Source organism: Ferrovibrio sp., from assembly GCF_965278975.1.
Classification (GTDB): domain Bacteria; phylum Pseudomonadota; class Alphaproteobacteria; order Ferrovibrionales; family Ferrovibrionaceae; genus Ferrovibrio.
In genome coordinates, this window is sequence record NZ_OZ257126.1 from 549,413 (window position 1) to 561,403 (window position 11,991).

Genomic DNA, 11,991 nt, shown 5'->3' on the forward strand with positions numbered 1-11,991 from the left:
CGCTATTCTCCCTCAGCCCCCGATGCCGTAACCATGGGCTGTTCATCTATTGTTAGCCGTATATCAAGCAATAGCCGCGTCGGATCGACGATGATCGTGTTTCCCGGCCCCATACCTCGGATGGCCTGATGACTCTCGCTGCCTTCCACCATCCGCGCGATCTGATCGACGCGATATCGCTCCACGCCATAAAGCTCGCTCACGGCCAGGCCTATGCTGCCAGCGGCATTACTGACCAGGACAGCATGCTTGAAGTCACCGGCTAGTGGCTGGCGATCACTCAGCAGCGGTCGTGGATCAATCACCGGATAGATCGCGCCACGGCTACTCAGCAAGCCGAGATAAAGTGTTGGCAACCCCGGAATCGGCGTCAGCTTGCCCAGCGTAGCAGCAGCGGTACTATCGTTTAGCGGAACAGCATAACGTTCATCACCACAAGTGAAGGCGATGACATCCATATGTTCGACCGTCTCGATCTCGATCCGCTTGGCATATGTTGCCGCTCGCTTGCGCAGAATTTCGTTTACCTGTTCCGGTGTGGGGGCCGCCTGGTCCTCGATCCGCCGCAGGGCGCGATCAAGCCGCTCCCGCACCCGCTGCCAATCGAAGGTGACAGTATCGCTTGGCTGTATCTGGTCAGCCATGGCGCCTTCTCCGACTGGTCAATTCACGCCCCAGGAAGAGGCTAGCGGTCTGCTGGATATGCTGCACAGTGATCTCGGATTCCGGCAAGACCGGAGTGTCGCCCGGAGATATATCCGCTAAACGCCATGCCACATGCATCGCACGTCGCGCCTTCTCATTCATACCGCCGCGCCTGAAAGCTTCAGCCAACAGGAAATGCGCCAGGGCTGAATCAGGAGTAATACTGGCCGCTCGCCGTGCCGCATCCCGTGCTGCAGCCCAATCGCCAAGCTCAAGCAGTATCTCTGCGAACAACAGGTAGAGTTGGTCATTGAGCGGAGAACGGGCCAATAATCGGCGACATTCCTTCACAGCTTCCGCAAGTGCGCCGCCATTGGCAATCTGACGCAGCCTTGCCAGGTCCTTGTTGCTATCCTCCCCTATGGAAGATAGCGGTAATTGCTGCATTTCGCCGTGATATTGCCCAGGCTGAGAGGCCCAAGGCTGGATGGGCGAGGGAGACTGTATCGCAGACGCGTATTGCGGCAACTGCACTGTTTCCACGGTATGGCTCCGCTTTTGAAACAGAATCGCCTCCGGCGTATTCACCGGACACAGCGGGGCATACCACTCCGCAACCGCTTCAGCTGGGCTGACTGCGAGCCAGCCATCATCCGCGACTGCCGCAGCCAGTTGCTGCCCGACGAATCGCTGCTGTTCCGGCCCCATATAGATAAGCACATTGCGGCAGAGAATGAGATCGAATCCACCTCCCACGCCAGCGAGAACGCCGGCCTCATCTGCCAGGTTGAGCAGGGAGAGTCGGATCATGCGCCGCAATGATGGTGTCACGGCCAGCATCCTGTCCGTGGCCGGGAGAAAATGCCGCCTGATCTGTGACGCTGTCAATTCACGCAGCTGATACCGGTCGTAGAGAGCAGCATCCGCCACGCGCAACGCCTCGCTGCGTGCATCGGTGGCCAGAATAGAGATAGACCAGTCGGATACGTCTGACAGCAGATCATGCAGTAACAATGCAAGGGTATAGGCTTCCTCACCCGTGGAGCAGCCTGCGCTCCAACAGCGCAATTGCCGCAACCCTTGCGCGCGGCGCCGCTGGATCAGGTCCAGTAACGCTTGGCGCTCGACCTGGCCGAACCATGAACTGTCTCGCAGGAAACGGGTTTCGCCGACGGCGATGCGATTGATCACGGCTTGCCATGGAGGAGCACTCAGTGGCGCGGCCGATAATTCATCAGCCAGTGCCACCAAGCCTGCGGAATCTACGGCCCCTCCCCTTGCCTGCAATTCTGCCAGCAGCGCCGAATGCCAGCCTTTCTGCCGATAATGGCCAAGCTTGGCCTCGATCAATGCATCCAGGCGATCAAAAACCGGATCCCGGATCATGCACCATGCTCCTGCATCGCCTTGTCCAGGGCACGCGCTTCATGCAGCAACAGCAGCTTCTCAGGATCAAAGATATAGATCAGGTCATCATCGTGATGTCCGAGACCCTGCAGCCTCATCATGCCGGCACCGATTGGCTCCGGCTGTCCATAGGGACCAAGAGCAATTGAGCGGACGCCGACGACTTCCTCAGCACATAGTATCAAGAGGCGATCATTCGGTCTGACCACCAGGAAGCGGGATTCCAGTCCTGGCGCCACCCGGAGCCCCGAACGGAGTAAAGCTGCACTATCTAATAGTGGTACGATCTGGCCATCATATACGACAATGCCAAGAATCGTTGCGGGTGCCTCTGGTAAAATGCTATGGCGATAAGCGGGCACAACTTTCAGTACACTTCCGACATTGAGCGCAAAGATATGCCCCCCGGATCGGAAGATCACAAATTCGCCCAATAAGGGTAGTGCCTGCATGGCATCTCCGTTCGGGCCCAACGCGAGGCAATTATCTGGTAAGTAAGTAAAGGACAGAATTTTCGACTTGTCATTATTTTAATCATGCTATCGGCAGAGAAAAATGTGTCTAAAATCAACAATATATCTATAGTTGCTGTTTCCGATTGGCGCTTCCTATTACGGTGCTATAGTACCAAGACAGCAATTTCGGATAAATTCAGCCATCTTATTGGTACTTGGCATATCGCGTATCGCGGGTATTCCGTCTGCGCTCTGGAATGGTGAGCGGCCAAGGCATATATCTGTTGACAGTCTGGAAAGGCACTCGCTTAAATTGAGCATCAAGGAATATTCCCAATGGCCCGTATTCTTCTAGTCGATGACGACCCCTTGCTGCGAAAGGTTCTGAAGTCAGTTCTGGAACTGCATAACCATCACGTCATCGCGCTCGACGAAGGCAGGAAAGCACTGCAGGTTTTTTCCCCGGAAGAAATCGATCTAGTCATCACCGACCTGGTGATGCCCGAAATCGATGGCCTCGAATTTATTATTCGTCTCCGCAAGAATTATGCTTCCATACCGATCCTGGCATTATCCGGGGGCGGACGAAGCCGAAATATGGAAGTGCTGGACCAAGCCGGAGCCTTTGGCGCAAACGCCACCCTGCAGAAGCCCTTTTTGCCGGAAAAGCTGCTCGAAACTGTGAGGAATTTGCTGGAAAACCAAGTGCGATGAGTATCGCTGACGTCATCCGCCGGCTGCTTTTCACTGAAGACGCAGGGGCCACTTCCCGGTCCCCCGCGTCAGGCGCCGGACTCACGCCAGCCGATGCAGAGCGCACGGAGCCCGCTTTCCGCGATCTGGTCAGCCGTCTGTGGAAAGCTCTTGGCGAGCAGCGCTCGATACTTTCCGGTAACATTCACATGGTCGGCCTGCACCGCATCCGTGACCGGCTTGGCGATGATTGGCCGCGTATCGCCCACCGCGCAAACGAAATGGCCTTGAAATCCATCCAGCGCGCCTGCGGACCAGATGATTTGCATTTGGTCTACGACGACCTGTCCTTCCTGATCATTTTCTCCAACCTATCGAAGGAACAGGCGCAACTGCGCTGCATCGAAATCGTCGAGGATATTACACGCCGGCTGCTTGGCGAGGGCATCTCCCCGGAAGCGACAGAGATTAGCACCGGTGTGTTCGAGGCCGATGGCTCGTTGATCTTTACAGCAATCAGCAAGAATGACCTGGTGGCCAAGTTGACCGGCCAATATGGACTGGATACGCAAAATCCAGCCACGGCCGCAGCGGATGATCCGGTAGAGGTCGAGGCGGACGCCGGAGCCACAATTGGCCAGCCGGACTTCAGCCCCTTCCAAATCGACAGGCAAAAGGCGTTGGCCTCAATTCAGGTTTTGTATCAACCGATGTGGAACCTGCGCCACAAGGCAATCGTCAGCTATTTTGCCACTGCCAGCGCCCGCAATGTATTCTCGAAGAATCTGTGGGATGACATGGTGAGACGCAACTTCTCTCATGTGCTCAGTTCGCTCGAGGTCGATATCTATGTAGCCCAGACGGCCCTTCGCACCTTCGCCAATCGCATCGCGCAGGGGCCACGCATAATGATCGGCTGGCCAGTGCATTTCGAGACCCTGGCGAACCGGGCCTCGCGTAACACTTTCATCGAATTCTGCCGCGAAATTCCGGAAAGCATCCGTCAGTTGCTGACCATGGAAGTGGATGGCCTGCCTGAAGGCATCCCCAATAGCCGCGTACTTGAAATCGTTAGTGTGCTGCGGCCTTTCTGCCGGGTGCTGATAATCCGCGTTCCGGCCGAATTCAAGCGGTTCGATTCTTTCAACAGCAGCCGTATCGGCGGCGTCGGATTCAGCCTTTCCGGTTTGCCGGTACGCGACAGTCAGCGCATGGCAATGATGGACCGGTTTGTCGGCGATGCCTCGCGTGCCGGTTTGCGCAGCTATGTACATGGTCTCAGCACCCGGGCACAGCTACTTGCGGCCGCAACCGCGGGGTTTGAGTGGGTCAATGGGGCGGCTGTTGGCGAACCGAGCGAAGATCTGGGCCAGGCAAGGCACTTCGTAATCGGCGACATTTATCGCGATCTCAGCGACGAGTAAGCCCGTCGGCGCTGTAAACACAAAGTCATTATGACGATGGGATCAGCCTGGACTTCAACAAGGCCGGACTGAATAAGTTCGGCATCAAGGACAAGATATCGATCCTGGGCCTCTTTGACATCGAATTCTAAAGACATCAGGAAACACCTGATCGACATCTCCATAACTATCTAGCCTATGCTAGGCTGCCATGTCCCTGTCTAGAGCCCTGGTGTTTTGTTAACGGTATGCGGCATTTACAGTGTACATCTTCCCGTAGCGCCGTCACTGGCCCTCAGCTACATACTCTTGCCAGCCGCCAGACGATTCATGGCAGGAACGATGCAATATGCAGACCCGATAGAATCTCGGATAAATTCTCGTCTATCCGAATGTTAGTTTCTGTTCTTCAGCCCCCTAGTTGAAATAGTACCATTGGGTCCAGGGCATAATAATAGAGGATGGAGCCGCCGGTGGCTGGGAAACGTGATGACCGCCGCGAATGGTTTGCGCAGGTGCAGGAAGCCGTCATCGATCCTGACCGGCCCATCATTGACCCGCATTTCCACTTCTTCACCGGTCGTGGTCATGAATTCCTGGCGGAAGATTTCCTCGCCATGGTCAGTACCGGACATAATATCCGTGGCGCCATCCATATGGAGGCGAACGCCGATTTCTTCGTCCAGGGTGGTGCGCCCGGTGAAATGCGGTTTGCCACTGAACAAGGCGCACGGATGCGGGAATTGCAACACGGGCGCCCCAGACTCTGCGACCCCGTGGCCGGAGTGATCGGCTATGCCGATCTGCGCAAATCTAACCTCGACGCAGAAATCGATGCCTTGATCGAGGCTTCCGGCGGGCGGCTTTGCGGTATCCGCAATTCGGCGGCCTGGCACCCAGATCCGGGCCTGCTGAACGGCCATACCAATCCGCCGGAAGGGCTATTGGCCGATAATGCTTTTCGCCATGGCCTGAAACGCCTGACCGAACGGGGCCTCGCCTTCGATACTTATGTATATTTCCCGCGCTTGCCGGAAATTGCCGACCTGGCTCAGGCCATGCCTGAAGCGACTATAGTCTGCAATCATATGGGCGGCGTGATCGGCGTCGGCCCCTATAAGGGCTGTCATGCCGAGTATTTCGGAGAATGGAAAAGCAATATCAGTCTGCTGGCGCAATACCCGAATCTATTCATCAAGCTTGGTGGCATGGCAATGTCACCGGCCGGCTTCGGCTGGCATAAACGCGACCGGCCACTCGATTCAACGGAATATGCCACGCATTACGCTGCCTGGTTCGACCATGTCATCACGCAGTTCGGCCCGTCGCGCTGCATGTTCGAAAGCAATTTCCCGGTGGATGGTGTCGCCATCGCCTATCCTGTGCTGTGGAATGGCTTCAAGCGGCTGACAGCGGCTTATACCGAGGCGGAAAAGGATGCGTTGTTCCATGATACGGCGAAGCGGGTCTACCGCCTGCCGTAGTAAATCACTGGTGCGGTCAATTTCCCGCCTTACAGGAAATCGACGCTTTCTATCGGGGCCCCTTGAGGATTGACCCGCCGCGTCATATCCCGGATCTGCCAGTAAGCATCATGCACGGCATCACCAATACGGCGCACGTCCACGGCGTCACCAACCACCAATGTCGGGATGCCGGCGGCCTGCAGACCGGCCGAAAGGTCGTCATTCGGCACTCTGCCAACAGCGAGTAGAAGCTGGCCGGCTGGCCATGTGATAGGCTGCCCGTCACGCTCCATGTGAACAGCATCCGGACTGACCGAGCGCAGCGTGACACCCAGTTCAATCCTGATATTCGGATAGGCCTTGATCGTCTCGATAAACTGCTCGCGATAGATACGCAGCGACGTGGAACGGGACAACGCATTGGCATCACTGGAACGTGTCGCCAGGATCACCTCGAAACCCTTGGCGGCCGCAAATTTTGCCGCCTCGCAGCCAACCTCGCCGGCCCCATAGATCACTACTGGGCCATGACGGACACTGTCATTGCCGGCAAGAACTGCATAGGCCGATTTCACCAGCGGCAACTCAAGGCCGTCAACGCCATCGAGTACGCGATCCCGCGAGCCGGTAGCCAGCACCACGAGTGCCGGCGAATGCTTGGCGATATCTTCGGCTCCGGTAGCGTTGCTGAGTTCCAGCTCCACACTGGAATGTCGCAGTTTGTGTGCAAGATACTCGCGATACCAGAGAAACTTGTCTTTCTTCGGCGCTGCCGCCGAGGCCAGCAAACCGGGAGCCAATGCGGCTTGGCGCTCCATCAGCAGCACGCTGTAGCCGGCGCGATCCAGAGTCAGTGCAGCCGCGATGCCGCCCGGCCCGGCACCGACCACCACGGCCCGTTCATGGCTGCCGACAAAAACCGGCTGCGGCTGGGTTTCACGCCCGGTGCGCGGATTCTCGGCACAGCCAACCGGTGTATGCCCGGTGCCGATCTGCGCCACACACCAATTACAGGAGGTGCAGGGTCTTATATCGGCGGTTCTGCCGGCAGCGGCCTTGTTCGGCCATTCCGGATCGGCCAGCAATGCCCGGCCCAGTGCAATGAAGTCCGCCGAACCCTCGGCTATCGCCTGCTCAGCCACTTGCGGGTGCCGGATCACACCGACACCGATGACGGGGATACGCACCACCTCGCGTATCTGCCGTGCCAAAGGCAGGCGCCACCCCTCCGGCATCCACACTGGATCGACATTACGGTCAATACGCTCATGACAGCCGGTGGAGACATGAATAGCATCAACCCCCACGGCTTCCAGTCGCCGGGCGGTATCCATGGCTTCATCGATCCGGGTGCCACCAGCGACGAATTCATCCGCCGAGAGACGGAAAATCACCGGCAAATCCCTAGCCCCCTGCCGCACGGCCGCCGCGATAAGCAAGGGAAAGCGCTGCCGGTTCTCCAGGGATCCTCCGAACTCGTCCATTCTCTTGTTTGAGGCCGCCGAAAGAAAATTGGCGGGCAGGTAGCCATGGGCGCCGTGAATCTCCACCGCATCGTATCCTGCCTTAGCCGCTCGCTCCGCTGCCTCGCGGAATTTCTGCAGCACACGATCCATATCAGCTGCCGTCATCTCGCGCGGCATTTTACGGTACATTGGACAAGGAATCGGCGAGGCGGCAATCGGCTGCTGGCCGTTGGTGAATTTCGGATGAGTCTGGCGGCCAGCATGGAAAAGCTGCACGCAGATGCGGCTGCCGGCGGCATGCACAGCACGCACCAATTCGCCATGGCTGACGATCAGCGCATCATCATCAAGGCCCAATTGGGGATTCCCGCCCAGGCCGAGCGGGCGGTCGACACAGGTATATTCGACAATGATCATCCCGACACCGCCAAAAGCGCGGGCGCGATAATACTCGCGCATCAGGTCGGAAACCGAACCGTCATCAGCGGCTAGATTGGATTCCATTGGCGCCATGATCAGACGGTTCTTGAGCGCCAGATTGCGCAGCCGCCCCGACTGGAACAGATGCGGGAAAGGCTGTTCCCTATTCTTTGCCTGTGGCTGCATTCTTCCCTCCCGAACCATGGTGCGGGAGTCTGCCGATCAGGCCGGCATCAGGGCAATGACAGGAAATGACATTCTGCCGCGCTTATGCGCCTCGTTTAAGGCTTTGGCTTGGCAAGGCGCTCTGCCAGGCGCAGTTTCGCCTCGCCGGTTTCCCAGGCATCACCAATCAAGGCACTGAGATGTGCTTGCGATGCCTGGGGTGGTTCCATGGCGAAACCGGCAAGCATGCGCTTGGTCATGGCGACGGCCGCGGGCGCTGCCGCCAGATGTTCTTCCACAGCAGTAGACACGCGGTGATCAAGCTCTGCCTCATCACCACAGACCTCATCGACCAGGCCAATCCTGGACGCAAACTGGGCCGGGAATAGCGCCCCGGAAAGCATTGTCCGGCGGGCATTGGCAACGCCGATACGGGGGATGACATAAGGCGAGAATGATGCAGGCACCAAGCCGATACGGGTTTCGGTAAAACCGAATTTGGCAGAAGCAAGCGCCAATACCATGTCGCAGACTGCAATCAGGCCCATGCCGCCACCGAAGCATGAGCCATTGATGCGGCCGATCAGCGGCTTCGGTAGCGTGTTCAATGCCTCATAGAGATCGCTGAAGGCGGCGCTGCGCTTGATACGCCCCTCTCTGGTGTCGTCAAAGGACTGCATGAACCAATCGAGATCGCCGCCGGTGCAGAAATTTCTGCCTCGGCCGGAAAGCACCACCACCCGTATCGCGGCATCGCCGGCAGCAGCTTGTATTGCCGCCAGAAGCTCTGCCTGCATGATCTCCGAAACGGCATTGCCTTTATCCGGCCGATTCAGGGTCAGCGCACAGACGCCACGTTCATCGACTTCGCAAAGGATGGTCTCGAAAGCCATTGCTCAATCTGTTGCCGAGGGAAAACGCTTGGCGGCATCGTCCCGCAGATCCTGCTTGCGAATCTTGCCCGATCCGGTCATCGGGAAATCCTCGACAAACACTACATGGCGGGGGATTTTGAAACTGGCCATCTTGTTGCGGCAAAAGGCGATGACGTCCTCTCCGTTGATGGTTGCAGCATCGGTCTTTCGCACATAGGCGACAGGCACTTCCGACAGCTTCCTGTCCGGCGCGCCAACAATGGAAACCTGCTGCACCTGCGGATGGCCGAGAATGAAGCCCTCGATCTCAAGCGGATCGACATTCTCACCGCCGACCTTGAGCATATCCTTGATACGGCCGAAAAAGCGCAGGCAGCCATCTTCACGGAAAAATCCGACATCGCCGGACTTGAGCCAGCCATCGTCTGTAAAGGTCGCCTTGGTTTCGGCGGGCTTGTTATAGTACCCCTTCATCACGCTGGGGCCCCGTACCTGGATCTCGCCCTGCTCATTGATACCCAAGGGGATATTGGTCACCGGATCGGCTACTCGCACCTCGAAGCCCAATGCCGGGCGGCCTGAGGCTTCGCACCGCTGCTCGTCGGTATCGTCGAGCGCGCCGACGCAGGCACCGGTCCAGGTCTCGGTCATGCCGAAGCCAGAGAAAGTCTTGATAGGGGCGAGGATTTTACAGGCTTTGCGAGCCGTCGGCACCACATTCGATGGGCCGGCCGGCAGCCAGCCGACCCGCAGCGTGCTGATATTGCGAGGCCGCTTCTGCTGCTCATCCATCAGCATCATTATATGAGTGTCGAATCCATGCGCGATGGTGATACGCTCACGCTCGATCAGATCCAGTGCCTCCGCCGGATCGAACATTTCAGTGAGAACCTGGCGCGCGCCACTGACCATGGACATCAGTGAACCTTCGGAAATACTGAAGGCATGGAACAACGGCAGGTAATTGATGATCGCGTCTCGGTCGTTCAAGCTGTGCTTGAAAGCACGCTCTTCCAGCACGCGAATGATGATATGGGTGTGCATCACACCCTTGGGGAAGCCGGTGGAGCCGGAAGTGTAGAGGATGAGCGTGGTGTCATCGGGATCGACCGAGGCGGCGCGCGCCACCAGTTCAGCCTCACTTATCGTGGCACTGGCCTGCTTGGCTGCCTCCCAGGAAACTGTGCCGGCATAGTCTGCCTCACCTAGAATAACCACCTTGCGCAATTTGGGAAAATTGCTGTCGTTTACTACATCGCCGCTATCGGGTAGCTGCACCACGTCGCGAACAATATCAAGATAATTGATTGGTCCAGATACATCATGGGTGATCAGGATCGCACTATCCGACTGACGCAACAGGTACTCGATATCGCTGCTGCGAAACCGTGTATTAACCGGCACCAGAACTGCACCGATCTTGGCGATAGCATATTGCAGGAAAATCCAGTCGTCGCGATTATTGAGCCACAACGCGACATGCTCGCCGCGTTGCACACCAAGTGCCAGCAATGCCCGAGCGGCCAGATCCACCTGCTCGGCCATGGCGCGGAAGCTGTAGCGCTTGTCCCTGTAGACCAAGCCCTCCTTGTCGCCGAAGCGGCGCGCTACGTCATCTACCAGATCGCCGACACGCTTTTTCGGATACCACTCAGGCATACCACTCCCCCCCCAGATCAGCGGCGCATCTGGTCCGGAAGCCAAGTGGCAAATTCCGGCACCATGATCAGAACCGCCAACAGAACGATCTCTGTGGCGACGAAAGGCAATACACCAAGGAATATCTGCCGTGAGTTTATCTCCCCTGCCGCCGCCGTCTGTACAGCATATAGATTGAGACCAACGGGAGGCGTGATCGCGGCAATTTCGACAAGTTTAATCAGCAGGACTGAAAACCATATAGCATTGATATCCAGCGCCTGGGAAATCGGGAACATGAAAGGCAGTGTTATGACCATGATCGATATGGAATCGACGAACATGCCGAGAATAAAGTAAATAATAATAACCAAGGCGATGAACATGCCAGCGGATATGCCATAGCCAGCGATCATATCATTCAGGTCGTCAATAAACCCCATCACCAGCAACGCCCGGCTAAGCAGCATGCCACCAATGAATATTAGAAACAGAACTGTAGTGATGCGCGCAGCCTCCAGCATCGAGCCCCAGAATTCACGCAGGGTAAGCCGGCGAGACAGGAAAGCGATCAGAGCCGCACCGGCGGCGCCGGCGGCACCGGCGGCAGATGGTGCAAAAACACCAAAGTACAACCCCCCGATAACCACGGTAGCCAGCAGCATAATGGCCCAAACACCGCGCAAGCCCTGCAGTTTCTCCCGCCACGAATAGGATTCCCCGGTGAGTGGCGCCCAATCAGGCCGGATTCGAACGAAGATATAGGCTCCGCCCATATAGAAAGCGGCAGTCAACAAGCCAGGAATCACACCAGCCATCAGCAACGCACCAATCGATTGATCAGTAAGTACCGCCAGGATCACCATGGCAATTGACGGTGGAATCAATGCAGCCAAAGTGCCTGAGGCAGCGATACAGCCGGCGGAAACCCCCAGGTTATATTTGAAACGCTTCATCTCTGGCAGTGCGATCTTAGTGAACACGCTGGCCGATACGACCGTTGAACCAGAAGCAGCGCCGAAACCCGCCGAAGCCAGGATAGTCGACATGAACAAACCACCGCGAATGCGACTGGTGAATCGATGCGCTGCCATGTAGAGATCGGAAATAATTCCAGACTTCGAAGCCAGCTCACCCATCAACACGAACATTGGCACGACAACATAAGTGTAATTTGAGGTAAGCGTGTAAGGCAAAGTTCGGAAATTTGTCAGCATGAAGTTGATATCTACGAAATACCACATCGCCGCACCGGCAACGACAATCATTGATATGGCGACTGGGACACCAAGCCCCATAAGCACCAAGATAAAGACGATGGTGAGCGTACCTTGCCCGAGTCCAGACATGTCCATAAC

Annotated in this window: 10 protein-coding genes; 3 read left to right on the forward strand and 7 right to left on the reverse strand. The window is 57.0% G+C overall.

Annotation, left to right across the window (positions count from 1 at the left end; all coding sequences use genetic code 11):
• Positions 1 to 2: 2 nt before the first annotated feature.
• The 3 genes from ACQY7X_RS02615 to ACQY7X_RS02625 are packed head-to-tail and all read right to left on the reverse strand — an operon-like array spanning position 3 to position 2,504.
• Positions 3 to 644 (reverse strand): chemotaxis protein CheW, encoded by a 642-nt coding sequence (locus ACQY7X_RS02615; RefSeq protein WP_428248290.1) that lies wholly within the window; start codon positions 642 to 644, stop codon positions 3 to 5.
• The gene (locus ACQY7X_RS02620; protein ID WP_428248291.1) at positions 637 to 2,031 is read right to left on the reverse strand and encodes a CheR family methyltransferase; all 1,395 of its coding nucleotides are present in this window, start codon (positions 2,029 to 2,031) and stop codon (positions 637 to 639) included. Before ACQY7X_RS02620 ends, ACQY7X_RS02615 begins: the two co-directional genes overlap by 8 nt.
• Complete coding sequence (locus tag ACQY7X_RS02625; RefSeq protein ID WP_428248292.1) at positions 2,028 to 2,504, reverse strand: chemotaxis protein CheW; 477 nt, start codon at positions 2,502 to 2,504, stop codon at positions 2,028 to 2,030. Before ACQY7X_RS02625 ends, ACQY7X_RS02620 begins: the two co-directional genes overlap by 4 nt.
• 339 nt (positions 2,505 to 2,843) lie before the next feature.
• On the opposite strand from ACQY7X_RS02625, the gene ACQY7X_RS02630 reads away from it, so the two are divergent.
• The 3 genes from ACQY7X_RS02630 (at position 2,844) to ACQY7X_RS02640 (ending at position 6,087) form a co-directional block, all read left to right on the forward strand.
• Positions 2,844 to 3,221 (forward strand): response regulator, encoded by a 378-nt coding sequence (locus tag ACQY7X_RS02630; RefSeq protein ID WP_428248293.1) that lies wholly within the window; start codon positions 2,844 to 2,846, stop codon positions 3,219 to 3,221.
• Positions 3,218 to 4,624 carry a hypothetical protein gene (locus ACQY7X_RS02635; RefSeq protein ID WP_428248294.1) on the forward strand — a complete coding sequence of 469 codons (1,407 nt, stop codon included), beginning with the start codon at positions 3,218 to 3,220 and terminating at the stop codon, positions 4,622 to 4,624. The genes ACQY7X_RS02630 and ACQY7X_RS02635 overlap by 4 nt, the downstream gene beginning before the upstream one ends.
• A gap of 452 nt (positions 4,625 to 5,076) precedes the next feature.
• Positions 5,077 to 6,087, forward strand: a complete 1,011-nt coding sequence (locus ACQY7X_RS02640; protein ID WP_428248295.1) for an amidohydrolase family protein — start codon at positions 5,077 to 5,079, stop codon at positions 6,085 to 6,087.
• A 29-nt stretch (positions 6,088 to 6,116) separates the two neighbouring features.
• Here the strand turns inward: ACQY7X_RS02640 and ACQY7X_RS02645 are convergent, their stop codons facing one another.
• The 4 genes from ACQY7X_RS02645 to ACQY7X_RS02660 form a co-directional block, all read right to left on the reverse strand.
• Positions 6,117 to 8,141, reverse strand: coding sequence for an FAD-dependent oxidoreductase (locus ACQY7X_RS02645; RefSeq protein ID WP_428248296.1), 2,025 nt, complete (start codon positions 8,139 to 8,141; stop codon positions 6,117 to 6,119).
• Positions 8,142 to 8,236: 95 nt separating this feature from the next.
• Positions 8,237 to 9,013 (reverse strand): enoyl-CoA hydratase-related protein, encoded by a 777-nt coding sequence (locus ACQY7X_RS02650; protein ID WP_428248297.1) that lies wholly within the window; start codon positions 9,011 to 9,013, stop codon positions 8,237 to 8,239.
• 3 nt (positions 9,014 to 9,016) lie between these two features.
• Positions 9,017 to 10,654: an AMP-binding protein gene (locus tag ACQY7X_RS02655; protein WP_428248298.1), complete on the reverse strand. Its 1,638-nt coding sequence runs from the start codon at positions 10,652 to 10,654 to the stop codon at positions 9,017 to 9,019.
• A gap of 17 nt (positions 10,655 to 10,671) precedes the next feature.
• Positions 10,672 to 11,982 (reverse strand): TRAP transporter large permease, encoded by a 1,311-nt coding sequence (locus tag ACQY7X_RS02660; RefSeq protein ID WP_428248299.1) that lies wholly within the window; start codon positions 11,980 to 11,982, stop codon positions 10,672 to 10,674.
• Positions 11,983 to 11,991 lie beyond the last annotated feature (9 nt).

Bases quoted from the DNA above. Each gene is read 5' to 3' on its own strand.
- ACQY7X_RS02615 (WP_428248290.1), bottom strand. From the start codon at position 644: ATGGCTGACCAGATACAGCCAAGCGATACTGTCACCTTCGATTGGCAG.
- ACQY7X_RS02620 (WP_428248291.1), bottom strand. From the start codon at position 2,031: ATGATCCGGGATCCGGTTTTTGATCGCCTGGATGCATTGATCGAGGCC.
- ACQY7X_RS02625 (WP_428248292.1), bottom strand. From the start codon at position 2,504: ATGCAGGCACTACCCTTATTGGGCGAATTTGTGATCTTCCGATCCGGG.
- ACQY7X_RS02630 (WP_428248293.1), top strand. From the start codon at position 2,844: ATGGCCCGTATTCTTCTAGTCGATGACGACCCCTTGCTGCGAAAGGTT.
- ACQY7X_RS02635 (WP_428248294.1), top strand. From the start codon at position 3,218: ATGAGTATCGCTGACGTCATCCGCCGGCTGCTTTTCACTGAAGACGCA.
- ACQY7X_RS02645 (WP_428248296.1), bottom strand. From the start codon at position 8,141: ATGCAGCCACAGGCAAAGAATAGGGAACAGCCTTTCCCGCATCTGTTC.
- ACQY7X_RS02650 (WP_428248297.1), bottom strand. From the start codon at position 9,013: ATGGCTTTCGAGACCATCCTTTGCGAAGTCGATGAACGTGGCGTCTGT.
- ACQY7X_RS02655 (WP_428248298.1), bottom strand. From the start codon at position 10,654: ATGCCTGAGTGGTATCCGAAAAAGCGTGTCGGCGATCTGGTAGATGAC.
- ACQY7X_RS02660 (WP_428248299.1), bottom strand. From the start codon at position 11,982: ATGTCTGGACTCGGGCAAGGTACGCTCACCATCGTCTTTATCTTGGTG.